The following is a 24,522-nucleotide window of genomic DNA, read 5'->3' as shown; positions in this document are numbered from 1 at the left end:
ACTGGATGGCTCTCGCGCTGGCGGAAGCGAGACAGGCAGCCGAAGTCGGCGAAGTGCCTGTGGGTGCCGTGCTGGTGAAGGATGGCGTGCTGATCGCCAGCGGCCGCAACGCACCCGTCTCGCTGCACGACCCGAGTGCGCATGCCGAGATCAACGCACTGCGAGCGGCGGGTGCCGCGCTGGGCAATTACCGCCTCGATGGTTGCGAACTCTTCGTGACATTGGAACCCTGCGCAATGTGCGCCGGTGCCATGCTGCACGCGCGGCTCGCCCGCGTGGTGTTCGGCGCTGCGGACCCGAAGACCGGCGCGGCGGGATCGGTGATCGATCTGCTCGGGCAGCCGCAGTTGAATCACCACACGCGGGTGCAAGGAGGTGTTCTTTCGGCCGACTGCCAGGCGCTTCTGCAGAACTTCTTCCGCGACCGTCGCAGCGCGGCACGCGAGGCGGCCGAGCCCTTGCGCGACGATGCTCTGCGCACGTCGGCCGATCGCTTCAGCGCGTTGGCCGACTACGCGTTTGCTCCGCATTACATGAGCGATCTTCCGAGCCAGCAAGGCTGGCGCATGCACTATCTGGACGAAGGACCGCAGGATGCGCAGGCCGCCTGCCTGTGCCTGCACGGGCCGGGGGAATGGAGCTACCTGTTCAGGCACCTCTTGCGTGTGCAGGGTCTGCGCGTGCTGGCGCCCGACCTGATTGGCTTTGGGCAAAGCGACAAGCCCAAGCGCGAGGTCGTGCATCAACTCGCGTGGCATCGCGACGTGCTGCTCGAATGGCTCGATCGCTTGCAGCCGGGGCCGCTGGCACTCGTGCATAGCGAGAATGCTTCCGCGCTGGCGTCGCTCCTGGCTGAGGCCGCGCCCGAACGCTTTCCCTTGGTGATGGTCGCGCCGGATGGTGGCGGATCCGTGTCCGATGCATGGCGGGCACCCTTTCCCGATCGCGGCTACGAGGCCGCCTTGCGCGCGCTCGGACCTGTTCCGAAGCGAGTCTCCGGACCCACGGCCGCACAGGCGGCCCAGTTGGCAAAGGATGCAATGGGATACTTCGCCCCGTGAAAAAACACATCTACATCTATTCGCCCTCCAGCGCTGTGCGCGACAAGGCTGCGTTCAAGCGCGGCGTCAAACGGCTCCAGGCGCTCGGTCATGAAGTCGAAGTCGACGAAGCGGCTCTTGCAACACACCAGCGTTTCGCGGGCGATGACGCCACGCGACTGGCCGCGATCTCACGCGCTGCGGCCAGCGGCGCCAACGTGGCGCTCATTTCGCGCGGCGGCTACGGGCTCACGCGCATCCTCGACGCGATTCCGTACAAGGCCGTGGCCAAGGCCATTCACCACGGCACCGAGTTCGTCGGACTCAGCGACTTCACCGCCTTCCAGAGCGCACTGCTGGCCAAGACCGGCGCCGTGACCTGGGCGGGCCCCGCGGTCGGCGAGGACTTCGGCGCCGAAGCCGGGGCCGACGACATCATGGAAGCCTGCTTCGACGATCTGTTGAGCGGGCGAGGCGAGGGCACTGGCTGGCGCATGCCGGCGCGCGACAGCGCCGATCTGCCCAAGCTCCGCAGCATCCACGACGCCGTCCTCTGGGGTGGCAATCTCTGCGTGCTGACGAGCCTGCTCGGCACGCCGTACTTCCCGGCGATCGACAAGGGCGTGTTGTTCCTGGAGGACGTCAACGAGCACCCCTATCGCGTCGAACGCATGCTCGATCAGCTGCGCCATGCGGGTGTGCTCGGGCGTCAGAAGGCGGTGATCCTGGGGTCCTTCACCGGCACGAAGAAGGTGCCGCACGACCGTGGATTCAGCCTGCAGACCGTGACGGCGCGCCTGCGCGAGTTGATCAAGCCCCCGGTCCTGACCGGGCTGCCCTTCGGTCACGTGTCGACGAAGGTGCTCCTGCCAGTCGGCGCGAAGGTCGAACTGGCGGCCGATGGGCGCGACGTCTTCATGGTCTGGGGACATCGGCACGCCCATTGAGCGTGCCGGGAGGGCGCGGCCGCGAGGGCGGCGCGCCAGCTCAGGTGATGATGCGCTGGTGGGTTCTCGGACCCATCGTGCCGGGCAGGCCGCCCTTGAACAGGCGGTTGATCTGGCGCATCTGGCGCCTTGCCGCCACTTCGCCGTCGACGGCGCTGAGTGCTGTCAGCACATCCTGACGCAGATACCAGAGCGCTTCGAGATCACCCGCGAAGCGGACGCGTTGGGCAACGCGCTGGATCGAGTGACCACCGTGCACTTGCAAGAGGGACAACATGGCGGTACGGATCTGGCCCATCTGACGATCCGCGGAACGGCGGAGGCCGAGCCCGGGAAGAGACAGAAAGCGGAAGAACCTGCTGAGGGACACCATGGAGGTAAAGGCGTGTTGCCGAAAGCCTTGATGGCCGCTACGTTAAGGCGACGTCCTCTGCGGCACAAGTGTCGACACAATTATTCATGTTTAAAAACAACATACTTCACGAATCAGTTCGCGTATTGGTGGAAGAATTGATACCTAAGTGTTACTTTTAAAAATGAAACTTGGTGTTCCTGTTGTCACGAAATGAAAAAGCAACAGCTTTCCCCGCTTCCTGCGCGATTTGAGCGTTTGCGACAGGGTTTCTCTGCTGCTTTGCCATAATCGAACAGCGAGAGCTACCAAAAACTGCACAACATGGGCGCCAATTCCACAGTCGTATTTGCTGACTTGACGGGGAGCACCAGGGTTTTCGAGGCCATGGGGAACGCCCGTGCGACCGAGACGGTGACGCGCCTGACCCAGTGGATCGGCGGCGTGTGCGAATCCCATGGCGGACGTGTCGTGAAATCGCTGGGCGATGGCGTCTTTGCCATCTTCGCCAACGGCGTGACTGCCACCCGGGCCGTGCTGGAAATGCAGCGCAATCATCAGAAGCGCTTGCAGACCTGGCCGGCGCCCTTGCGCATGGAACTGCAGATCGGTGTCGCCAGCGGCGAAGTCGTCGAAGTCGACGGCGACTGTTACGGCGACGCAGTCAACCTGGCATCGCGGCTCAGCGATCTGGCCGGCCCCGGCCAGATCTGGGCTACCGAGTCGGTCATCGAGCAGTTGCTTGAGGGCGAAGTGCGCCATCGCAACCTGGGGCCGATCAATATTCGCGGCAAGGTCGAGATGCCCGTCGTCCACCGCGTCGACTGGCAGGACGAGGTTTCCGAGTTCCTGACGATGCCTGCCGCGCTGATCCAGCCGGCGCGTGCGGCGGATTCGTCCTTCGGCCAGATCGAACTGGCATGGCTCGACGTGCGTTCGATGTTTCGCGCGGCTGAATTGCCCATTCACCTGGGGCGGGTCGACGAGGCGCAGTTCGTCGTCAACGATCCACGGGTGTCGCGCCTGCATGCGCGCATCGAAGCGCGGCACGGCAGTTGTGTGCTGGTCGATGTCAGCACCTATGGCACCTGGGTCCGCTTCCACGGCACCGCGGGCGCCAGCGGCGAAATCGCGCTGAGGCGCGACGAGTGCGTGCTGCACGGCAGCGGCGAGATCGGCCTGGGCGCACCGCTCAGCGATTTCAGCGCGCCGACCATCTCGTTCAACACGACCGGTGGCAATGTGCTGCTGGCTCGTCGCGACGTCCGCTGACACGCCTCTCGCCTGCGAGGTTCGATGGATGGCCGACCGGGCGGCGCACCGGCTGTCGAGAGCCTTGTTCGATCCAGCTATATCGAACTGAAGATTGCTTCGTTGTCTTGTCATGTGTCTTGCCCAGAATGCGAGGCTCATCGATACGCCCTACAAGACACGAACCATGAGCTCGCTCTCCCCATCGATCCATCCTGCACAGCGCGTGATCGGCGTGACCGCCAAGGCCTGGGGCATCGCCCCCGCATCGGCGCATGCCATCGCGCGCCGTGCTCACCATGGCTATGTCTCGGTCCGCGCGCTGCGACGACTTGCAGTGGCTTCCGCATCGACAGGGTCGCTCACCATTGCCCATTCATGGTGAGTGGAACTTGAACTTGGATATTTGCGCCATTGGTCGATACTGACGGCCTGTTCTTCCATCTCGCAGGCCGCAGATCATGAACACCCGCACATCGCTGAGTCCGCTCCTCGTGCCCGATATGCGCACAGACCACATCGTGGGATCCGGCGCATCGCAGGTCACCGTGGTCGAGTATGGCGACTTCGAGTGCCCGTCGTGCCGGCAGGCGCACCCGGCGGTGAAGATTCTTCTGGCGCACTTCGGCGACAAGGTGTGCTACGTGTTCCGCCACTATCCATTGCGCGAGGTTCATCCGCACGCGGAACTGGCGGCGGAGGCGTCCGAGGCGGCGTCGGCGCAACACAAGTTCTGGCCGTACCACGATCTTCTGTTCACCCATCGGCAACATCTCGACAAGCCGCACCTTTTCGAATTCGGCGAGCAGCTTGGCCTGGATATGTCCCGCTTTCGCAATGAGGTCGAAGACCACGTCTACCTGCAGCGCGTGCAGGAGCAGGTCGACAGTGGTCGCCGCGTTGGGGTGCGCTCGACGCCGGCCTTCTACGTCGACGGCGTCGGTACCGACGTGACGTTCGGGCTGCAGCATCTGCACGAGGCGGTCGACAAGGCCCTGCTCGCCTCCGCAGCGTAGCCTCCCACGGCCGACCTCAGGCCGGTTCGAGTACCTGGAGCACGCGGCCGTCACCTATGAATGACTCGCCGACCAGCATCCGAAACGCGGTGTCTGCCGGAAACCGAGGCAGCGCCAAGGCGGGCGCGAGAAATTCCACTTCGAGTGTCTGAGCCGTTCCGCGGCGAAAGGCTTCGCCGGGCCGTACCCACCACCTGGCAGAGAAGGCCTCGTTGTCGACGACGAGCGCGCAGCGATGCTCGCCCTCGGCGACCGGCGTGTCGTGGGAGGGCAGCTTCGGTTGGCGCAACGTGAGTTCGACGCGCGCGTGCGGTTCGAAGGCGCGTCTTTCGTCGAAAGGCGAAGGCGGCGGCGCAGCCGGGCGCCGGATCCGCGCGATGAGCCAGGCAATGACGTTGCCGATGATCGGCACCCACAGCAGCATCAGCAGTGTGCCGATGTCGCGCAGGGTAGATCCCGGCGCCGCGAAATGCCGCATGACGGCGCCCCCGATGGCGACGCACAACAGGATGATGACGATGAGTCGGCGTCTGAATTGGATGGTGGTCATGGTGGATGGGTAGCTTAGCGGGGTGCTGCCGGCCTGCCGATCGGCCGGTGCTTATTCCAGAGGCAATGCGGCGGAAACCCGCGCCAGGTCAGGCTGCGTGCGAGGGTCTCCCGCTACTACGCACAGTGTTATCCACAGAATTGCGGCACAACTCAGGTGAGAGTCAGCTTGGCCGTCCGATTCATGCGGTTTCCGGTTGACCCACCCCTCTGCCTCCAGCTCCGCAAACAGCGGAGTCAGCGACTGGAGCTTGACGCCTTCGCGCGCGCCACTCTGCGGAGTCCGTAGGGGGTTGCGTCACGCGATCCAGGCGTGACGGGGTCAGTCCCTCGGCTTCAACGCGATGCGCTCCCATTTGATGCAATATGTTGTCGCATTAATGAAGGCGAAAGAAAGTGCGATTGGCCAGCATCATGTGGGCTTTGTCGTTAGATTGGTTAGGGATAACCATGATTTTTGTCATCGAAATTGATGCGCTCAAGATCGACGAATACTATAGAATACGTAAACATATTGACGTATTGGCTCTGTTTTTAGGGGCCGCCGTATAGGACGATAGCAAGCTTCAAACCTGATGGAGAACCTCATGCAAAGATTCGAAGGCAAGACAGTGGTGGTCACCGGTGGTGGTGGCGGTATCGGCGGCGCGACATGCCGTCGCTTCGCCCGCGAAGGCGCGAAGGTGGCCGTGTTCGACATGAATGTGGAAGCCGCCGAGAAAGTCGCGGCGCAGATTCGCGACACGGGCGGGCAGGCGCAGGCCTTCCGCTGCGACATCACCGATCGCGCCAGCGTCGACAAGGCGGTGGAGGCCACGCAGCAGGGCCTGGGCCCGATCGACGTGCTGGTCAACAACGCCGGCTGGGACGTGTTCAAGCCCTTCACCAAGACCGAGTCGGCGCAGTGGGACAAGCTGATCGCGATCAACCTGACCGGCGCCCTGCACATGCACCACGCGGTGCTGCCCGGCATGGCCGCGCGCAAGGCGGGGCGCATCGTCAACATCGCATCCGACGCGGCGCGTGTCGGCTCTTCGGGCGAAGCGGTGTACGCCGCCTGCAAGGGCGGACTGGTGGCGTTTTCCAAGACCATCGCCCGCGAACATGCGCGCCATGGCATCACGGTCAACGTGGTGTGCCCGGGGCCGACCGACACCGCGCTGTTCGCCGACTACAAGGAAGGCGCCGGCAACCCCGAGAAGCTGATGGAGGCCTTCACGCGCTCGATTCCGCTGGGCCGCATCGGCCAGCCCGAGGACCTGCCGGGTGCCATTCTCTTTTTCGCCAGCGACGACGCCGGCTTTGTCACCGGCCAGGTGCTCAGCGTCTCCGGTGGCCTGACCATGAACGGCTGATCGCCTTTCCATACACCCCCAAGGAGAACACCATGGAATTCGAAGACATCCTCTATGAAGCCCGCAACGGCGTGGCCTGGATCACGATCAACCGGCCCGAGAAGATGAACTCGTTTCGCGGCCAGACCTGCGACGAGCTCATCAAGGCGCTCAACCGCGCGGGCTACGACAAAAGCATCGGTGCCATCGTGCTGGCGGGTGCGGGCGACCGCGCCTTCTGCACGGGCGGCGACCAATCTGCGCACGACGGCAACTACGACGGCCGCGGCACCATTGGCCTGCCGATGGAGGAATTGCACGACGCCATCCGCAACGTGCCCAAGCCGGTGATCGCCCGCGTGCAGGGCTTCGCCATCGGCGGGGGCAACGTGCTGTGCACCATCTGCGACCTGACCATCGCCTCCGAGAAGGCCATCTTCGGCCAGGTCGGCCCGAAGATGGGATCGGTCGATCCGGGCTATGGCACCGCCTTCCTGGCGCGCGTGGTCGGCGAGAAGAAAGCACGCGAGATCTGGTATCTGAACCGCCGCTACAGCGGTGCCGAGGCGGTGGCCATGGGCCTGGCCAACGCCGTGGTTCCGCACGAGCAGCTCGACGCCGAGGTGCAGAAGTGGGCCGAGGAGATCTGCGAGCGCAGCCCCACCGCCATCGCGATCGCCAAGCGCAGCTTCAACATGGACACCGCGCACCAGAGCGGCATCGCCGGCATGGGCATGTACGCGCTGAAGCTCTACTACGACACCGAAGAGTCGCGCGAGGGCGTCAATGCCCTGAAGGAAAAGCGCAAGCCCGACTTCCGCAAGTACGTGAAGTAGGGCGCTTCCCCGCTGCCGCCCCAAGGAGACGATATGAACCCCTACATCGACGAAGACCTCGCCGCGCTGGCTGAACATGCGCGACGCTTTGCTGCCGGCCGTGTCGCGCCGGGCTTTCTGGAACGCGACAGGACGCGCGTGCTCGATCGTGCGTTGATGCGCGAAATGGGCGAGATGGGATTCATCGCGCCCGAGCTGCCCGAAGAGCACGGCGGGCAGGGCATGGGTTGCCTGGCGGCCGGCGTGATCCACGAAGAGATTGCGCGAGCCGATCTCAGCATGTCCTACGTCAACCTGCTGGCTTCGCTCAATGGGCAGATCCTTGCAGAGCATGGCCGGCCGGAAGTGGTCAAGCCCTGGCTGCAGAAGCTCACGCGCGGCGAGGCGCTGTTCGCCATCGCGCTCACCGAACCGCGCGGCGGCTCGGACGCGGCCAACCTGCGCCTGAGAGTCGAGCGCGTGGGCGACGAGTACGTGATCAACGGCGAGAAGACTTCCATCTCCGCAGCCGACCAGGCCGATGCGGCCGTGGTGTTCGGCCGCACGGGGTCGATCGAATCGGCCGCGCACGGCGTGACCGCACTGCTGGTGCCCCTGGATCTGCCGGGCGTGACGCGCAACCGCTTCGACTGCCACGGCCAGCGCGCCATCGGCCGCGGCTCACTGTTCTTCGAGAACGTGCGCGTGCCCGTGAGTCATCGCCTCGGCCACGAAAACAAGGGCTTCGTGCAAGTGATGCAGGGCTTCGACTTCTCGCGCGCGCTGATCGGCCTGCAAGTGCTCGCGGTGGCCCGCGTGGCGCTCGAGGAAACCTGGGAATACGTCGCCCAGCGCGAGGCCTTCAGCAAACCGCTGTCCGCATTCCAGGGCGTGTCGCATCCGCTGGCGGATTTCGACACGCAAGTCGAAGCCGCTCGCCTGCTGTGCCTGCAGACGCTCTGGCTGAAGGACAAGGGTGCGCCGCACACGGCCGAAGCCGCGATGTGCAAGTGGTGGGCGCCCAAGCTGGCCTACGACGTGGTGCACCAGTGCTTGCTGATGTTCGGCCACGGCGGCTACGACCGCGGCGTGATGGAGCAACGACTGCGCGATGTGCTGGGCTTCCAGATCGGCGACGGCACGGCCCAGATCATGAAGACCATCGTGGCGCGCACCCGTGCCGGCCGCAGCGCCGTGCCCGCCTGAAGCGCCACCCACCCCGCCAACGAAAGAGGAGACAACCATGGAATTCGACGCCGTACTGCTGCCCCCGCGCCGCGCCCGGATGATTGCGCAGGGCCTGTGGCACGACCGCACCATCAACGACGACCTCGACGCCTGCGTCGTGAGTTGTCCCGACAAGCTCGCTCTGACCGCACTGCAGGTGGAGGACGGCGTCACGACCCGCTTCACCTACCGCCAGATGGCTCAGATGGCCGACCGCATCGCGGTGGGATTGGGCCGCCTGGGCGTGGGCCGCAATGACGTGGTGGCCTGCCAGTTGCCCAACTGGTGGCAGTTCACGCTGACCTATCTGGCCTGCTCGCGGCTGGGCGCCGTCATCAATCCGCTGATGCACATCTTTCGCGAGCGCGAGCTGTCTTTCATGCTCAAGCATGGCGCGGCCAAGGTGATGATCGTTCCGAAGACCTTTCGCGGCTTCGACTTCGAGCGCATGGTGGCCGGGCTGCAACCGGGGCTGCCCGACCTGAAGCAGATCGTGGTGATCGGCGGCGCGGGCTCCAACAGCTTCGAGGCGCTGCTCAGCGGTCCGGCCTGGGAGGACGAACCCGACGCGCAGGACATCCTCGCGCGCAGCCGCCCCGGCCCTGATGACGTGACGCAACTGATCTACACCTCCGGCACCACGGGCGAGCCCAAGGGCGTCATGCACTCCGCCAACACTACGATGGCGAACATCATGCCCTACGCGGAGCGCCTGCATCTCGGCGCCGACGACGTGGTGCTGATGGCCTCGCCCATGGCGCACCAGACCGGCTTCATGTACGGGCTGATGATGCCCATCATGCTGAAGGCCGGCGCCGTCCTGCAGGACATCTGGGAGCCGAAGCAGGCCATTGCGCTGATCCGCGAGGAGAAGGCGAGCTTCACCATGGCCTCCACGCCGTTCCTCACGGACCTTGCAAAGACGGTGACGGAATCCGGCTCCGGCGTGCCGAGCCTGCGCGTGTTCCTGTGCGCGGGCGCACCGATTCCCGGCCCGCTGGTCGAGCAGGCGCGCCAGGCCCTCGGTGCCAAGATCGTATCGGCATGGGGCATGAGCGAGAACGGTGCCGTCACCCTGACCCAACTGGGCGACGATGACGAGCGCTCCATCCACACCGACGGTTGCCCGTTGCCGGGCGTGGAGGTCCAGGTAGTCGACGTTGATGGGCAAGCCTTGCCGTCGGGCGAGGTGGGCCGGTTGATGCTGCGCGCCTGCTCGAACTTCGGCGGCTACCTGCAGCGACCGAAGCTCAACGGCACCGACGCGGATGACTGGTTCGACACCGGCGATCTCGCTCGCATCGACGCGCGGGGCTACATCCGCATCACCGGCCGCAGCAAGGACGTGATCATTCGCGGCGGCGAGAACATCCCGGTCGTCGAGATCGAGTCGCTGCTCTATCGGCATCCGGACATCGCCATGGCTGCCATCGTGGCCTATCCCGACGAGCGGCTCGGCGAACGCGCCTGCGCGGTGGTGGTTCCCCGGCCTGGAAAGAGTGTCGATCTGCCCTCGATCGTGGATTTCCTGAAGGCCCAGAAGGTGGCGATCCAGTACATCCCGGAGCGGCTCGTCGTGCGCGACGTCATGCCGTCCACGCCATCCGGAAAGATCCAGAAATTCAAGCTGCGCGAACTGCTGCGCGAGAACGCGGCCTGAGCGGCAGGCGCATCGCTTCCATCACCACAACGGAGACAAGACATGGATTTTCATTTCACTGCGGCCGTGCGCCGGAGTCTGGTTCGGGCCGCCATCGGCATGGGCATGCTCGGCGCGGCCTGCGCGATCCAGGCGCAGACGGCGGGCAACTGGCCCGCCAAGCCCATTCGCGTGGTTGTCGGCTTCGCGCCCGGCGGCAGCACCGACGTGATGGCGCGCATCCTCTCGCAGGCGCTGTCCGAATCCCTGGGCCAACCCGTGGTCATCGACAACAAGCCCGGTGCCAGCGGCAACATTGCGGCTTCGGAAGTGGTGCGCGCCGCACCGGACGGACAGACTTTCCTGATCGCACCCACCTCGGTGGAGACAGCCAATCCTTCGCTTTTCAAGTCGACCCTGCTGCCGTCGCGCGACCTCATGCCGGTCGCGAGCGTCGGACGCACGCAGATGTACCTGGTCGCCAAGCCGCAGATGGCCGCGAAGGACGTGCGGGATCTCGTCGCACTGGCGAAGGCCAAGCCGGGCACCTTGTCCTATGCCTCGGCCGGCGCGGGCACGCCGCCGCACCTGGCCTGTGAACTGTTCAAGCAGGCGACCGGCACCTACATCACCCACATTCCCTACCGCGGCGCGGCGCCTGCGCTGCAGGACGTGCTGTCGGGCCAGGCCGACTTCGTCTGCGACCCGGGGATCGCCTTCCCGCACATCCGCACCGGCAAGGTCAAGCTGCTGGGCATCGTGAGTGCCAAGCGCTCGCCTTTCTTCCCCGACGTTCCGACCGTGGGCGAGCAGGGCTTCCCCGGTGCCAATCTCGACATCTGGTTCGGCATGTGGGCGCCCAACGGAACCTCTCCCGACATCGTGGCCCGCATGAACCGCGAGATCGGCAAGGCGCTGTCGCAGGCGGCCGTCAAGTCGCGCTACGGCGACCTGGGCGCCGAGCCGGTCGCCATGGACACAGCCGACTTCCGCAAGATGCTGGCCACCGAGGGCACGCTGCTGTCCGGGCTGATCAAGGAACAGAAGATCGTCGTGGACTGACCCGGGAGCAAGCCGCCATGCAAGAGCAACCCATCCTCGCGGAGACCCGTGGCCGAGTCGGTGTCATCACGCTGAACAGACCGCAGCAGATGAACGCGCTCGACGATGCGCTGATGGATGCGCTCGGCGCGGTGCTGCTGGCCTTCGATGCCGATGCCGGCATCGGCACCATCGTCATCACGGGCAACGCCAAGGCCTTCGCGGCCGGCGCCGACATTGCGGCGATGGCGGACTGGAGCTACATGGACGTCTTCCAGGGCGACTTCATTAGCCGCAACTGGGAAACCATCCGCCGCGTTCGCAAGCCGGTGATCGCGGCGGTGGCCGGCTTCGCGATGGGCGGCGGCTGCGAACTGGCGATGGCCTGCGACCTGATCGTCGCGGCCGAATCCGCCCGGTTCGCGCTGCCGGAGATCAAGCTGGCGATGCTGCCCGGCGCCGGCGGCACCCAGCGCCTGCCCCGCGCCATCGGCAAGGCGAAGGCCATGGACATGTGCCTGTCCGGCCGCATGCTGGATGCAGCCGAAGCGGACCGCTACGGCCTGGTCTCGCGCGTGGTGCCCGACGAAAGATTGCTTTCCGAAACCATCGACCTCGCGACCCGCATAGCCGGCTTCTCTCTACCGGCGCTGATGGCAATCAAGGAGTCCGTGAATCGTGCCTGGGAGGCTTCACTCACCGAAGGCATCGGCTTCGAGCGCCGGCAACTCCATGCGCGCTTCGCCAGCGAGGACGCGCACGAGGGCATGCACGCCTTTCTCGCCAAGCGAGAACCGGTATTCAGGCACCGCTGACGCTACCACTTGGGATGCACCGGCGCGAACACCGGGCGGAACAGATAGCGGCGTGCGATTTCGCTGTAGCCGCGGTAGTAGAAATGTCCATTGCCAGCCAGCACGGCGGCACGATGGCGCCGGAAATGCACCGGGATTTCGTACCAGGGCATCGTAGGCGCGCGGTGGTGCACGTGGTGCAGGTTGTTGTAGAGGTAGAGCAGGCCGAAGAGCAGGTTGGATTCGACGATCGCCACGCGCTCGTGCGGCGTGTCGCTCCAGCGGTGTTCCGTGAAGGAGCGCAACGCGCCGAGCATCATGCCGGGGTAGACGAAGCAGATCAGGTATTTGCCGAGGCTCATGCCGCAGACTTCGATCACGTAGTACAGAACCGGCGCCACGCTCAGCGCATGCACGAGCCAGATCCCGACGTGTGAGAAGTCGCCGGCGTAGATGCGTCCGACCTCGCCGCGAACCAGCTTGTAGAGCCGCAGGACCGGGCCCAGCACCACGCGGAAGGCGAGGGTCTGGTTGGCCTGGTAGATCCACCGCCATGCTGCGCCGTAGCCGGCCCACGCGGGCGCAGAGTGGTAGGCGCTCTCGGTGTCGCGCTCAGGGTGGGTCAGGTGAAAGTTGACGTGGTGTGCGCTGTGTCCGCGGTTGTAGAGGGGGTAGGGCAGCCACAGGTTGATCGGCGGCCAGACGCTCGCCCATCGCAGCCATTGGGGCAGGTGGCGCATCGCATGAATGCTCTCGTGCTGGAGCGAGAAGTGCAGTTGCGCCAGATAGCCGCCGAGCACGAACAGCAGCCAGCCCGGCAGCGCGCCGTGCGAGGCGACGAGCGCCGCCCAGGCAGCATAGATCGCGACGGCGAGGATCAGCGTCGGGACTTCGTAGTGGCGCCACCAGGGTGCTGCACGCGCAGCGCGGGTGGAAGGAGCAGGAATGTGCGCGGTTGTCATGGGTCGTCCGATGCGGCGCGATGATAGGAAGGCCACCGACATCCGCATGCGCCCATTCCGCATGTCCATATGCGCAAAGCTTTGTTCGCAGCAGCGCGTGGACAACCTAGATTCGTCGGCTTTCACGCCCCGCGCGACGCCCGACCCATGAACCTTTCGAATCGCCGCAGCCTGCTTTCGGAGCTTGCGCTTGCCCTGTCTTCCAGCTTCGGCTTTGCCGCGGACAACTATCCGAACAGGACCGTCAAGCAGGCGGAGATCCAACCCAATTGAGCGATACCGGAATTTCGCCCCAGGCGCTGCGCGACCTGCTGCTCGGTCCGACCGAGTTGGCGCTTCTGGATGTGCGGGAGGCGCGCTGGTTCAACGCGGGCCATCCCAACCTGGCGCGACTTGCGCCCTTGAGCGTGCTGGAACTGCAGATCGATGCGTTCGTTCCGCGGCGCGGCACCGACGTCGTCATCTATGACGCGAACGATGCCGATGACGGTCCTGCGGCCGCGGCGGCGGCCTTGCTGTGTCGGCTCGGATATTCCGGGGTACGGCGGCTCGCGGGCGGGCTCCAGGCCTGGAAGGCCACGGGCTATCCGGTCATCAACGGCTACAACACGCTGGTCAAGGCCTTCGGCGACGGCGTGCGGCAGCGCTACGAAACGCCGGTGCTGCCTCTGGCCGAACTGGAGGCGCGGAGGCGCAGCGGCAAGCCCACCACCGTGATCGACGCACGCCCCAGGGAAGAGTACGAGTTCCTGTCGATCGAAGGCGCGCGCAGCTACTCCGGCACCGAGCTGGCGCTGCGCCGTTTCGCGCACGGCGACCCGGAGCACCTATGGGCCATCAACTGCTTCAGCCGCACGCGCGGAATCATCGGCACCACGACGTTGCGGCTCCTCGGACGCGCGCCCGATGCGGTCTTCGTGGAAGACGGCGTGATGGCCTGGGGATTGCGCGGCGCCCCGGTGGTCCAGAACGCAGTGCCGGTCGACGACGTGCCGGCGGAGGAGCCCGCCGTGCTGCGTGGGCTCGCCGAAGATCTGCGATCGCGCTACGGCCTGAAGTGCATCGACGCTAGCGGACTGGGGCGGCTGCGGGCCGAGTCCGGCAGGACCCTCTACGTCTTCGACGTGCGTCCGCTCGCTGATCCTGCCAAAGCCGCCGCGTGCGACGCGCGCCACGTGCCTGGCGGGCAGCTGCTGATGCACTTCGAGAACCTCGTGGGCACGCGCAACGCGCGCATCGTGCTCGTCGATGATGCTCATCTGCTTCGCGCTTCCGTCACGGCTTTCTGGCTGACGCAGTTGAACCAGGCCGAGGTTCATGTGCTGGAGGGCGAGTTGCCGACAGCGATGCCTGTCCGGGCCCCGCATGAGGCGGCCCCCGATCAGGTGCCGGACGCACCGGCGGCGCTCGACGCCGATCCGCTCGCGCACCTGCTCGACGCTGGATTGGCGCAAGTCGTCGATGTCGGCCCGAGCATGGACTACGAGCGCGGGCATCTGCCCGGCGCGTACTTTCTCCTCCCGGCCTCGTTGACTCCGCTGGAGGTGCTCTTGCCATCGGATGCCGCCATCGTGTTCACCTCGCCTGATGGCGCAGCCGCCCGGCTGGCGGCGCGCGACGCACGGCGACGCTGGCCCGAGGCCACGGTGGCCTGGCTGAAAGGCGGTACGCAGGCCTGGCAGGCTCGCGGCCATGCGGTCGAGTCCGAGATTCGCGCGTCCCGGCTGCTTACCCCATTCGACGATGACTGGGGTTCCGTCATGCGCGTCTTCGGCCCGCGCCGGGACGCGGTGTGGGACGCCTACCTGCAGTGGGAACGCGGCCTCGGCTCCCGAGTGGCCAGGGATTCGACGGTGCAGTTTCGCTTCCTCCGCGAACCTGTTTCGCGCTGATCGGCGGCGTGGCAGGGCGTTGGCGGTGCGCAGATGGCGCCGAGCGGCGCTTCCGTCGCCACGCCCGGTAGCATCACGCGATACTGCTGCGGTCCGATGACGCCAAGCTCGATCGCCGTGCCTACATTGCCGGGCATGACACCGCTCATCACAACTCATTCTGGCAATCCCCGGTCCTTCTCGCGCGTCGCGGTCGAGCGGCGAACAGGCGGTTGGCTCGAACTGGTGGTTCTTGCGCTCTCCATTCCCTCGGTCGCTCTGCAGGACTGGCGGACACGCAGAACGGCCGGCACGGCGGACCCGGTTGAAGAGCTGGACGAAGCGGAATGGGAGGAAACCGCGGCACCGGCGAGCGAAGCCCCGATTCCCCAGGACTGGCTCTTCTGGAGCTTCTTCATGTGCACCGCGATCGCAGCGTTGCCCCTGATCGGCATTCGCTGGACCACGCCGGATGTCGCGTCCATCGCCTGCGCCTTCGAAGACGCCATCCTGTTGGCGCTGCCCGTTGTCATCCCGCTGCCGTTCCTCTTCATGGGCTGCGTGGGTGCGCTGACCTTTCATTCGGCATCGCGAACTCCCGCGGCATTCGGGATCTTCGGCGTGGCGCTGGCGATTGCACTCGCAGCGGCGCACGCCTTGCTTGCCTAGGCCGCAGGCGCAAGGCCGGGCCGCTAGGGCCCCACCATCCCCCGAACCTTGTTCGCCAGCGCCGTGATCTCGAATGGCTTCGTCATCACCTCCATTCCCCGTTCAAGATGGCCGTTGCCCACGGCCGCGTTCTCGGCATAGCCGGTGATGAAAAGCACCTTCAGCTCCGGCCGCGTGACCCGCGCCGCGTCGGCCACCTGGCGGCCGTTCATGCCGCCGGGCAGGCCCACGTCGGTGATCAGGAGATCGACGCGCGCCCGGGACTGCAGCAGCCGCAATCCCCGCGAACCTTCGTCTGCCTGAATCACCCGATAGCCGGCCTGTTCGAGGACTTCGGCGACGAGGATCCGGATGTTCGCCTCGTCCTCGATCACCAGCACGGTTTCGCCGTCGCCGCGCTCGACGGACTCCTGCGCGTAGCGGGGCTCATCCTGATCGGGATCGCCGAGGTGCCGCGGCAGGTACAGGCACATCGTGGTGCCCTTGCCCAGTTCCGAGTAGATGCGCACCTGGCCGCCGGACTGCCGCACGAAGCCGTAGACCATCGACAGCCCCAGGCCCGTGCCCTGGCCGATGGGCTTGGTGGTGAAGAAGGGGTCGAAGCAGCGCGCCTTGATTTCAGCTGACATGCCCGCGCCGGTGTCCGTCACGCACAGTGAAACGTATTGCCCCGGCGGCAGTTCGCGCTCCGCCGCCGCGCGGTCGTCGAGCCATTTGTTCGCCGTCTCGATGGTGAGGCGGCCACCGTCGGGCATGGCATCGCGCGCATTGATGCAAAGGTTCAGCAGCGAGTTTTCGAGTTGCGGCGAATCGACCTTGGTCGGCCAGAGGCCTCCGGCGCCGATCACCTCGACCTCGATGCCCGGCCCCATGCTGCGGCGGATCATCTCTTCCATGCTGGCGACCAGGCGGTTGACGTCGGTCGGCTTCGGGTCGAGCGTCTGCCGGCGCGAGAAGGCCAGCAGCCGCTGCGTCAGGGCCGCGGCGCGGCGCACGGACGCCTGGCCCATGGCGATGTAGCGCTCGACACCGTCGACCTTGCCCTTGGCGAGCCTCGCCTCGAGCACCTGCAGGCTGGCGCTGATGCCGCCGAGGAGATTGTTGAAATCGTGCGCGATGCCGCCGGTGAGCTGGCCGACGGCTTCCATCTTCTGGGATTGGCGCAGCGCCTCCTGTGCCATGTTGAGCTCGATCTGGGCATCCTTTTCGGCAGTGATGTCGCGGCCGCTGCAGTAGTAGCGGCCTTCCTCGGGCACCCCCGTCCATGACAGCCACCGGTACGTGCCGTCCTTGCAGCGATAGCGATTGACGAAGTTCACGACCGGCGTGCCGTCCTTGAGCTTGGCGAAGCCGTCACGCGTCGTCCGGAGGTCATCGGGGTGGAGCAGATCGAAGATGGGTGTGATCCGCAGTTCGTCCTCGGTCCATCCGAGCACCGCTTGCCATGCGGGATTGGTTTTCTCGAACACGCCCTCGCCGTCGAGTACGCCCAGCAGGTCCGACGTGAGCTGCCAGAAGAGGCTGCGTCCGTGAGACCGCTCTTCCACCTGGCGCTCCAGGTCGGCATTCAGCGTCCGCAGCAGGGCCTCGGTCGCGCGCAGGCGCTCGCGCTCGCCGTTCAGGCGCCGCTCTGCCTGGACCTTGGCCGTGGTCTCGACCACGACGGCCATCACGCCTGCGGGCATGCCCGCTTCGTCGAGCAGGGGCGAATAGTCGAGGTTCATCCAAGCGGGTTCGGCGCGGCCGTTTCTTGCGAGGGTGAGTTCCTGGTCCTGGTAGCTCAAGGTCCCGCCCGCCAGACCGACCTTCATCACGTTGTCGTTGAAGTCGGCGACCTCGGGCCATCCCTCCCGGACGTTGGACCCGAGCAGCAGGGGATGCCGGTTGCCGGCGAAGACGGAATAGGCGTCGTTGTAAATCATCACGCCCGCTTCACCCCACAGCATGACGATGGGAACGACCGATCGCAGCATGAGCGCGGTCGCGGTCATCACGTGCGGCGGCCACCGCTCGATCGGACCGACGCCGGTCGTGCTCCAGTCATGCCGGGCGATCAGTTCGCCGAGCCGACCGCCGCCCGCGAGAAAGGGCAGGGGCTCTCTCATCGGATGCCCTCGTGCTCGGCAACGGAGCGGCCGTTGCGCGACCACACCTGCAGCAGGAAGTCATCCTCCTCGTGGCGCGCGATGCATGCCAGTCCCAGCGCAGCCAGCGCCGCATGCACGGCGTCGGTCGACAAAACGCGCCCCTTGAAATCCGGCCGCCAGTCGCAGGCGACCAGCGTTCCTTCGACCGTCAGCGAGTGCCGGCAGCAACCCGCCAGGCTTCGCATGGCGGACTCGTCGAGAAAGTAGCCCAGCTCGCTCAGCACGATGAGGTCGAAGGGCCCGGCATCATGCGGCCAGTCGTCGGGGAGTTGGTGCCGCTCAATGCGCACGTTGCGCAATCCGCGTGTGCGTTGGGTTGCGATCTCCGTCGCGCGCTCGGAGAAGTCGGCGGCCAGCAACTCGTCGCAGCGCTTCGACAACGCGACGGTGAGTTCGCCGATGCCGCAGCCGGGCTCGTAGGCGTGCTCGTAGCGCTGCCGAGGCAATGCGGCCAGCAGGAGATTGCGCTTCCGCTCTTCGTACCAGCGGGTGCGCAACTGGTAGGGATCGTCGCTGCCGCCGTAGAGCCCGGCGAAATACGATTCTTGGTCCTGCATGGTGCTCACGTGAACATCACCTCGAAGGGCCGGGCTGCGCGCTCGACCGTGGTGGAGCGCAGGATCGGTGCGGCGCCCGTGGAAGCGTCCGGCTCCAATTGGCTCTTGAAGCACTGTACCGCTTGGCGCTTGCGACTCACCGCGTCGGCGTCGAGGTCCACCCGGATGGCGCGATGCCAGGGTAGCCGCTCATCCCCCGGTGCGGCCCAGTGCCACGCCCACACGGGCACTTCGACCAGTCGCGCCCCGGTGCGAGCTGCCGCGAACGCGCAGGCGTGACCGGTGGCCTCGTGGTCGGGGTGGCCGTCCTGTCGCCAGGTCGTGAAGATCACGTCGGAGCGATCCAACATCGGCAGCAGCCGTTCCGCCAGCTGGCCGCGCTGATCCCGCAGGTCGCCGTCGGGCATGCCGAGGCGCATCGGCTCGACCTGGATGCCCAGGCATCGCAGGGCGTCGCGGCTCTCCTGGGGGCGCACCCTGACCAGCCGGTCGGCGGGCCAATCGGCGGAGCCACGATGGCTGGCGGTGCCGTCCGTCACCGCGACGACGCAGACGGAGGTTCCGCTGCGGGCAAGCTGCGCCAGCAGGCCGCCGACCGAGAGCACCTCGTCGTCCGGGTGCGGCGCCACCACCACCGCGCGGGCGCCGTGAGGAACCAGTTGCTCGGACGTCGTCGCCCGAAGGTGCCGTAAGCCGGGCCATGCATTCCAGTCGGATTCCGAGGTGCCTTGCCCGCGAATGGGGCGATCGGTCACAGCATCCATGGTGGGGTGTCTCCGTGCAGGTTCTGTTGGCCCAGTGCGGCGAGGTCGCGCTCCGCGTGGCTTTGTCGCAGGAACACCGGCAGATCGGCCATGGCGCGCGCGAAGCGTGGGTTGCGACACATCGGGCCGGCGCCCACCGCGAGACCCGCGTGGTGCATGACCTCGTTGGCGGCCTGCTCGACCACGAGCCGTGCGCGCAGGGCATGGCGTCGCGCGTCGTCCTTTGGATGCGCATCGATCCAGGCGGCGGTCTCGCGCAGCACAGCGGCACCGGCAGCGAGCGCCACGTCGATGGCGCCCAGGTGCGCGAGCCGATGCGCGTCGGGCGCGTGGCCGCTCGACTGCCACGTTATGCGCGCGATGCCGAGCGCGCCGCCGAACCAGCAGGCCGCGATGCCGGCGCCGCCTTGCCAGAACCCGGGGCGGTTCACGTAGTCGCCGGGACCGCCGATCTGCGCCGCATCGACGTGGTCGAAGCGAACATCCACGCTCCCGCTCGCCGCCATGCCGACGGCGTGCCAGCCATCACTGGTCACCGTGACGTCCGGCGGCGCGATGGTGACGGCGGCCAGACAGGGCTCGTCCGCGGCATTCCAGCAACTCACCACCGCATGTGTCACGGTCGCGGCGCCCGAACACCAGGCCTTGGTGCCGGTGAGGCGCACCTGGGGCGCATCGGGCGCGTGGAATCCGGCCAGGTCTTCTGCCGGGGACACGGCATTCATCGCCAGTCGCGCATCGGGCGGCTCGGCACACCAGGTGCCCCAGCGCGATCCCTGCGGCGAGGTGGGCGCGCCCAGTTCCTGCAGGATCGCGAGCGCGTCGGTGTGGCCCTCGAACAGCTTTACCAAAGAAAGATCATGGGCCGCCACCTCGGCCAGCACTCGCCAGCGCGCGAGCGTCCGGCCTGCACCCGGCAGCGGAAGCTGGTCGAGCCGGTTGTCGACCAAGTGGGCGAGCGTGAGCCCCGTTCCGTGTTGCTGCTGTAGTCGCGCCAGGGCGTCGTCGGTGACCGGGGCGAGCATGCGTGAAGGCGGAGTGATCGATGGGGCGGGAGGATGAAATAGCCCGGCGACGGTATGCGAAGTGGCCAGCGCGCTTCGTCAGCGCACGCCGCCGACTCGTGTAGGAGACGACAGCTCAGGGCTCGACCAGGAAACTGGCCAGCAAGGGTGCCGCGCCTTTCAGCAGCGCGAACTCGTCGTCGGGCAGCGGCAGCGCTGCCGTGTCGAAATGGCTGAGCGTGCCCCAGATTTCGCCGCTGGGATTCAGGATCGGCACGCTGTGGTACGAAAGCGCGATGCTCGGATAGGAGTAGCCCCGCAGCCTCGTGTCGGCTGCCGAGTTGTCGGTGCGGAACTGGCCGTCGCGCACGACGAATTGGCAGTAGCTGCTGTCGAACGGAATGGCCGCGAGGTATTCGGGTCGCAACTTGCCCGCCTTGTCATGCAGGAGCACGTTCTTCAACGTGAGGCCCGAAAGGCGGTAGATGGCGCTGTACCGGTGCAGAACGCCCTCATTCAGAAAGGCGAGGCCGTTGGACGGGCCTTCGGCGTCCAGGATGGAAGAAAGCGTCTGCAAGGTGCGAGGCAATCCCATGCGGCATTATGGGCTTGTCAGCGCCGGCAAGGCCGTCGGGTTCAGCTGCTGGACGATCGCGTGCAGCAGTGCGTCGGCAAAGCCGCCGCGGGCTCTGGCCTCGCGTCGGGAACTGGTCACGACCCGCGGCTTGGCGCTCCACGCGATCTTCGCGCCCGAGGCTTCGAGCGCGCGCACGAGGTCCACGTCCTCGCTGCAGCCCAGGTGCCGGAATCCGCCCGCCCGCCGATACGCCGGTGCAGAGACGCCCAGGTTGGCGCCATGGATGTGCTGGTGTCCGTCCCGGTCATCGTAGGTGTGGAGGAAATGCCGGCGCAGGAGGTCGGCATGGACCCCGTGCTGCGACCAGTCCTCCACGCCGACCGTGCCGCAGACGGCATCCGCATCGAGCGAGAGTTGATCGGCCAGCCAGCCGGGCGACACCACCGTGTCGGCGTCGGTGAACGCAAGCCACCGCGCACCTCGCGCGAGCAGGACCTCCGCACCTACCGCGCGGGCCACGCCCACGTTGCGGGCACGCACGCTGATGGTGATGGCGCCCGCGCGGGCGGCCAACACGCCCGTGGCGTCGGTGCAGCCGTCGATGACGACGACGATCTCGACCGGTTCTCCGCCCAGATCATGATGGAGCGCTGCACGTCGCGCCGCTCCGACGCAGTCGGCAATCGTGTCCTGTTCGTTGTGCGCCGGGATGACGATGCCGAGCATGTGTGGTTGTTCTTGGTTGTTGCGAGTGGGCTCTCTCGTGAATGCGGCAAACGTAGGTCGACCGGCGCGCGAATCGCGTCGGTAGAGAAATGAAAGGCGCGTAGGGCGCCGCCGGAAGTTCAGAAGGGAATGTCTTTGGACATTGCGCAGGCGCGGCCGGCGTGGCTGGCCGCGGTGCGGTTAGCGGCCGGGCGGTGCGTGCGCCTTGTCGCCGGAGGCCAGTTGATCGCGCACGGCGGTCACATGGGATCCGACTTTCGCCAGGGCATCGTTCAACGTTGCCTCGGTGCAGTGGAATTGGGCGCACCAGTACTGCAGCTCGACGGGGTCCTGGGCGTTGACGCGGCCTGGGTCCAGGGGCTTGAAGTGGCTCAGATCGACGGTCATGTCCGCTCCTTCAGGTGTCCGCAACCAAGTCTTATAGGTCGTGGGCCGGCCGCATACAAGCGCGAGACATCGACATCGGCAACCCCGCGTAACACAGGGTTCATTCTGGAGGCGTACGCTTCGGCACAGACGGCCTGCCGGCGCTGGTAGAGGTCGCTTCGGCACCCACCCGTCAAGGGCGGTTCCTCGATGCCGGCGGCTGTCTTTGCCCCCTTTTCGGTGCCCAATCCTGAGGCACCGTGTTGGAAGCCAAGTCTGGAGTCGATTCCCGACGTTCTTCAGGGTGTTGTCCACAGGTCTGTCCACGGGGCTGGTGGAGAACCTTGGGCGGCCATCCCGGATCGGCAGGACGCCGAGCTATCGATCGGAGCCCGTCTCGTCTGGAACGCCCGCCAGGTCCGCAAGCCACACCGCGGCCTCCGAATCGCTCGGTGCGCGCCAGTCGCCGCGCGGCGAGAGCGATCCGCCCGAGCCGACCTTCGGCGCGTTCGGCACGCACGAGCGCTTGAACTGGCTGGTCTTGAAGAAGCGGTACAGAAAGGTGCCGAGGTGTTTGCGGATCTGGGCGATCGAGTAGGCGTTGCGTTCGGTTTGCAGCTCGTCCGGCCAGCCGCCCTTGTCGCGGTCATGCCATGCCGTGTAAGCCAGGAATGCCACCTTGGAGGGCTTGAAACCATAACGCAGGGTGTAGTAGAGATGGAAGTCCTGGAGCTCGTAAGGCCCGACGAAGTCCTCGGTCCTTTGTCCCGGCTGCCGCGTGGCATCCTCCGCCGAGCCCGCTTCGTGCGGCACCAGCTCCGGGCTGACCTCGGTCGCGAGGATCGCGTGCAGCACCTCGCTGCCGGCCGGGCCGATCTTCCCGTTCTGTGCGACCCAGTGCACCAGATGCTTGATGAGCGTCTTGGGCACGCTTGCGTTCACGTTGTAGTGCGACATGTGATCGCCGACGCCGTAGGTGCACCAGCCGAGTGCGAGTTCGCTCAGGTCTCCCGTGCCCACCACGATCGCCCCGTGGAAGTTGGCGAGCCTGAACAGGTGGCTGGTCCGTTCGCCAGCCTGCACGTTCTCGAAGGTGATGTCGTACTGCGGCACGCCTTCGGCGAACGGGTGTCCGAGATCTTCCAGCATCTGGTTGCAGCTCGGCCGGATGTCGATCTCGCGCGCGGTGCAGCCGATCGCGTCCATGAGCTGATGCGCCTGGACCCGGGTCCGGTCGCTGGTGGCAAAGCCCGGCATCGTGAAGCCGAGGATGTCGGCTCGCGGCAACGACAGCCGGTCCATCGCCTGCGCACACACGAGCAGTGCATGGGTCGAGTCGAGCCCGCCCGACACGCCGATCACCAGCTTCTTGATACCGGTGGCCTCCAGTCGCTGCACGAGGGACTGAACCTGGATGTTGAAGACCTCCATGCAGCGCTCGTCGCGATGGCGCGCATCCGCCGGCACATAGGGGAAGCGCTCCACGTTGCGCATCAGCGCCGGCGCCGGCATCGATCTCGGCACGGTGCAGTCGAACTCCACCGTGCGCCAGCCGGCCAGCGCCTGCTTGTGCCGCTGCACCGACACGCCGAAGGAGTTCTGCCGCATGCGCTCGCGCGAGAGGCGTTCGAGGTCAACGTCGGACATGATCATGTGCGACTGGTTGCTGAAACGCTCGCTCTCGGCCAGCATCTCGCCGCTCTCGTAGATCAGGGCCTGCCCGTCCCAGGCGAGATCGGTGGTCGATTCCCCGATGCCGGCCGACGAATAGAGATACGCGGCGAGACAGCGCGCCGAATGCAGGCTGACCAGCCGGTGGCGGTATTCGGACTTGCCGATCGTGATGTTCGAGGCGGAGAGATTGACCAGCACCGTGGCCCCGGCCAGCGCCGCGTAGCTCGATGGCGGGATCGGCACCCAGACGTCCTCGCAGATCTCCACGTGCAATTTCAGGAGCGGCAGTTGGCGGGCCTGCACGATGACGTCGGTGCCGAAGAGAACGCGCTGGCCGCACAGGTCGATCTGGTCGGAGAGGGCGCTGTCGGCAGCGCTGAATTGGCGGGCCTCGTAGAACTCGCCGTAGTTGGGCAGATACGTTTTGGGCCACACGGCGAGGATGCGCCCACCGCCGACTGCGACCGCGCAGTTGTAGAGCCTGTGGTCCACGCGCAGCGGCAATCCCACGATCGCCAGCGCACCGACCTGTTTAGATGCGGCGACCACGGTCGCAAGCGCGGCTTCGCAGCCATCGAGCAGCGCGGCCTGGTGGAAGAGGTCGTCGCAGGTGTAGGCCGAGAGGCCCAGCTCGGGAAACGCGACGACCACCGCACCCTTTGCGCTGGCCTCGCGGTAGAGCGCCACTGTTTCGCTGGCGTTGAACACCGGATCGGCGACCCGGTTGCGCGGCACCGCCACCGCCACTCTCGCGAAGCCGTGGGCATAGGGATCGAGAAACTCGGGCAGCGTGGTCATGAAGCTTTCCTGAACGAAGGTACTCCCGCGATGTCGTAGACGGCGGAGGAGTCAAGCTTGCGGGTCCCCAGCCTACAACGCGGACGTGACTTTCCGTCCAAGAATGTTCTTTTGTGTTTAGTGAACGGAAGCACCATGGAAGCCAAGTCCTGGATTGCGGCGCTCAAGGAAGCCGACGCCAATCGACCGGATCTGCCCGGCGAACATCTCATCGTGCTCGGCGTCGGCCTGTTGCTGTTGATGGCAACGGGGCACAGCCGCACGCTCATCGGCAAGGCGCTGATCGGGGCCGCGGCCGGCGCGTTCATCGGACGCGCTGCCAGCGGGACCGGCGGTGTGGCGCTCTTGAAGTCCAAGGTCGACGAGGCGCTGACCCGCTGCAGGCTATAGGCCGGCGCGCGT

Annotated in this window: 26 protein-coding genes; 15 read left to right on the top strand and 11 right to left on the bottom strand. The window is 66.3% G+C overall.

Going from position 1 to position 24,522, the window contains the following annotated elements:
• Positions 1–5: 5 nt before the first annotated feature.
• Together tadA and QTI04_RS03200 are read left to right on the top strand one after the other, a co-directional pair.
• Positions 6–1,061, top strand: a complete 1,056-nt coding sequence (tadA, locus tag QTI04_RS03205) for a tRNA adenosine(34) deaminase TadA (RefSeq protein WP_286614200.1) — start codon at positions 6–8, stop codon at positions 1,059–1,061.
• A complete protein-coding gene (locus QTI04_RS03200) occupies positions 1,058–1,987 on the top strand; it encodes an LD-carboxypeptidase (RefSeq protein WP_286614199.1) in 930 nt (309 codons plus the stop codon). The genes tadA and QTI04_RS03200 overlap by 4 nt, the downstream gene beginning before the upstream one ends.
• A 40-nt stretch (positions 1,988–2,027) precedes the next feature.
• Here QTI04_RS03200 and QTI04_RS03195 read toward each other — a convergent pair whose 3' ends face one another.
• Positions 2,028–2,285, bottom strand: a complete 258-nt coding sequence (locus QTI04_RS03195) for a hypothetical protein (protein ID WP_286568332.1) — start codon at positions 2,283–2,285, stop codon at positions 2,028–2,030.
• A gap of 378 nt (positions 2,286–2,663) precedes the next feature.
• Between QTI04_RS03195 and QTI04_RS03190 the strand changes: the two genes are divergently transcribed.
• The 3 genes from QTI04_RS03190 (at position 2,664) to QTI04_RS03180 (ending at position 4,606) form a co-directional block, all read left to right on the top strand.
• Positions 2,664–3,611: an adenylate/guanylate cyclase domain-containing protein gene (locus QTI04_RS03190; protein WP_286598032.1), complete on the top strand. Its 948-nt coding sequence runs from the start codon at positions 2,664–2,666 to the stop codon at positions 3,609–3,611.
• A 166-nt stretch (positions 3,612–3,777) separates the two neighbouring features.
• Positions 3,778–3,975 carry a hypothetical protein gene (locus QTI04_RS03185; RefSeq protein WP_286598033.1) on the top strand — a complete coding sequence of 66 codons (198 nt, stop codon included), beginning with the start codon at positions 3,778–3,780 and terminating at the stop codon, positions 3,973–3,975.
• Between the two features lie 76 nt (positions 3,976–4,051).
• Positions 4,052–4,606: a thioredoxin domain-containing protein gene (locus QTI04_RS03180; protein ID WP_286614198.1), complete on the top strand. Its 555-nt coding sequence runs from the start codon at positions 4,052–4,054 to the stop codon at positions 4,604–4,606.
• Between the two features lie 16 nt (positions 4,607–4,622).
• On the opposite strand, the gene QTI04_RS03175 is transcribed toward QTI04_RS03180, so the two are convergent.
• A complete protein-coding gene (locus QTI04_RS03175; protein ID WP_286614197.1) occupies positions 4,623–5,156 on the bottom strand; it encodes a hypothetical protein in 534 nt (177 codons plus the stop codon).
• Positions 5,157–5,742: 586 nt separating this feature from the next.
• On the opposite strand from QTI04_RS03175, the gene badH reads away from it, so the two are divergent.
• Genes badH through QTI04_RS03145 form a run of 6 tightly spaced genes read left to right on the top strand, consistent with a single transcriptional unit; the run spans position 5,743 to position 12,026 of the window.
• Positions 5,743–6,510, top strand: coding sequence for a 2-hydroxycyclohexanecarboxyl-CoA dehydrogenase (gene badH / locus QTI04_RS03170; protein ID WP_286614196.1), 768 nt, complete (start codon positions 5,743–5,745; stop codon positions 6,508–6,510).
• A gap of 32 nt (positions 6,511–6,542) precedes the next feature.
• A complete protein-coding gene (gene badI, locus QTI04_RS03165; RefSeq protein WP_286598039.1) occupies positions 6,543–7,325 on the top strand; it encodes a 2-ketocyclohexanecarboxyl-CoA hydrolase in 783 nt (260 codons plus the stop codon).
• A gap of 33 nt (positions 7,326–7,358) precedes the next feature.
• A complete protein-coding gene (gene aliB, locus QTI04_RS03160; protein WP_286614195.1) occupies positions 7,359–8,510 on the top strand; it encodes a cyclohexanecarboxyl-CoA dehydrogenase in 1,152 nt (383 codons plus the stop codon).
• Positions 8,511–8,547: 37 nt separating this feature from the next.
• The gene (aliA, locus tag QTI04_RS03155; RefSeq protein ID WP_286614194.1) at positions 8,548–10,191 is read left to right on the top strand and encodes a cyclohexanecarboxylate-CoA ligase; all 1,644 of its coding nucleotides are present in this window, start codon (positions 8,548–8,550) and stop codon (positions 10,189–10,191) included.
• A 42-nt stretch (positions 10,192–10,233) separates the two neighbouring features.
• Positions 10,234–11,232: a tripartite tricarboxylate transporter substrate binding protein gene (locus QTI04_RS03150; RefSeq protein ID WP_286614193.1), complete on the top strand. Its 999-nt coding sequence runs from the start codon at positions 10,234–10,236 to the stop codon at positions 11,230–11,232.
• Between the two features lie 17 nt (positions 11,233–11,249).
• Positions 11,250–12,026 (top strand): enoyl-CoA hydratase, encoded by a 777-nt coding sequence (locus QTI04_RS03145; RefSeq protein WP_286614192.1) that lies wholly within the window; start codon positions 11,250–11,252, stop codon positions 12,024–12,026.
• A gap of 2 nt (positions 12,027–12,028) precedes the next feature.
• On the opposite strand, the gene QTI04_RS03140 is transcribed toward QTI04_RS03145, so the two are convergent.
• Positions 12,029–12,967 (bottom strand): fatty acid desaturase, encoded by a 939-nt coding sequence (locus tag QTI04_RS03140; RefSeq protein ID WP_286614191.1) that lies wholly within the window; start codon positions 12,965–12,967, stop codon positions 12,029–12,031.
• Between the two features lie 147 nt (positions 12,968–13,114).
• On the opposite strand from QTI04_RS03140, the gene QTI04_RS03135 reads away from it, so the two are divergent.
• From QTI04_RS03135 to QTI04_RS03125, 3 genes are all read left to right on the top strand, one after another.
• Positions 13,115–13,240 (top strand): hypothetical protein, encoded by a 126-nt coding sequence (locus QTI04_RS03135; RefSeq protein WP_286614190.1) that lies wholly within the window; start codon positions 13,115–13,117, stop codon positions 13,238–13,240.
• Positions 13,237–14,859 carry a rhodanese-like domain-containing protein gene (locus tag QTI04_RS03130; protein WP_286614189.1) on the top strand — a complete coding sequence of 541 codons (1,623 nt, stop codon included), beginning with the start codon at positions 13,237–13,239 and terminating at the stop codon, positions 14,857–14,859. Before QTI04_RS03135 ends, QTI04_RS03130 begins: the two co-directional genes overlap by 4 nt.
• A 135-nt stretch (positions 14,860–14,994) precedes the next feature.
• Complete coding sequence (locus QTI04_RS03125) at positions 14,995–15,507, top strand: hypothetical protein (RefSeq protein ID WP_286614188.1); 513 nt, start codon at positions 14,995–14,997, stop codon at positions 15,505–15,507.
• 23 nt (positions 15,508–15,530) lie between these two features.
• Here the strand turns inward: QTI04_RS03125 and QTI04_RS03120 are convergent, their stop codons facing one another.
• From QTI04_RS03120 to QTI04_RS03085, 8 genes are all read right to left on the bottom strand, one after another.
• Positions 15,531–17,612, bottom strand: a complete 2,082-nt coding sequence (locus QTI04_RS03120; RefSeq protein WP_286614187.1) for a PAS domain-containing sensor histidine kinase — start codon at positions 17,610–17,612, stop codon at positions 15,531–15,533.
• A complete protein-coding gene (locus QTI04_RS03115; protein WP_286614186.1) occupies positions 17,609–18,211 on the bottom strand; it encodes a bifunctional 2-polyprenyl-6-hydroxyphenol methylase/3-demethylubiquinol 3-O-methyltransferase UbiG in 603 nt (200 codons plus the stop codon). The genes QTI04_RS03120 and QTI04_RS03115 overlap by 4 nt, the downstream gene beginning before the upstream one ends.
• 5 nt (positions 18,212–18,216) lie before the next feature.
• A complete protein-coding gene (locus QTI04_RS03110) occupies positions 18,217–18,975 on the bottom strand; it encodes a PIG-L deacetylase family protein (RefSeq protein WP_286598053.1) in 759 nt (252 codons plus the stop codon).
• Positions 18,963–20,000 (bottom strand): acyl-CoA dehydrogenase, encoded by a 1,038-nt coding sequence (locus QTI04_RS03105; RefSeq protein ID WP_286614185.1) that lies wholly within the window; start codon positions 19,998–20,000, stop codon positions 18,963–18,965. Before QTI04_RS03105 ends, QTI04_RS03110 begins: the two co-directional genes overlap by 13 nt.
• 115 nt (positions 20,001–20,115) lie before the next feature.
• Complete coding sequence (locus QTI04_RS03100) at positions 20,116–20,574, bottom strand: GAF domain-containing protein (protein WP_286614184.1); 459 nt, start codon at positions 20,572–20,574, stop codon at positions 20,116–20,118.
• Positions 20,575–20,580: 6 nt separating this feature from the next.
• Complete coding sequence (locus QTI04_RS03095) at positions 20,581–21,282, bottom strand: glycosyltransferase family 2 protein (protein WP_286614183.1); 702 nt, start codon at positions 21,280–21,282, stop codon at positions 20,581–20,583.
• A 180-nt stretch (positions 21,283–21,462) separates the two neighbouring features.
• Positions 21,463–21,669, bottom strand: coding sequence for a DUF3606 domain-containing protein (locus tag QTI04_RS03090; RefSeq protein ID WP_286598057.1), 207 nt, complete (start codon positions 21,667–21,669; stop codon positions 21,463–21,465).
• A gap of 357 nt (positions 21,670–22,026) precedes the next feature.
• The gene (locus QTI04_RS03085; protein WP_286614182.1) at positions 22,027–24,120 is read right to left on the bottom strand and encodes an NAD(+) synthase; all 2,094 of its coding nucleotides are present in this window, start codon (positions 24,118–24,120) and stop codon (positions 22,027–22,029) included.
• A 135-nt stretch (positions 24,121–24,255) separates the two neighbouring features.
• Here QTI04_RS03085 and QTI04_RS03080 point away from each other — a divergent pair, with 135 nt between their 5' ends.
• Positions 24,256–24,510, top strand: coding sequence for a hypothetical protein (locus QTI04_RS03080; RefSeq protein WP_286614181.1), 255 nt, complete (start codon positions 24,256–24,258; stop codon positions 24,508–24,510).
• Positions 24,511–24,522: the final 12 nt, after the last annotated feature.

Origin of the sequence: Variovorax sp. J22R115 (assembly GCF_030317005.1) — a bacterium.
Classification (GTDB): Bacteria; Pseudomonadota; Gammaproteobacteria; order Burkholderiales; family Burkholderiaceae_C; genus Variovorax.
This window is presented reverse-complemented; position numbering and strand designations above follow the sequence as displayed.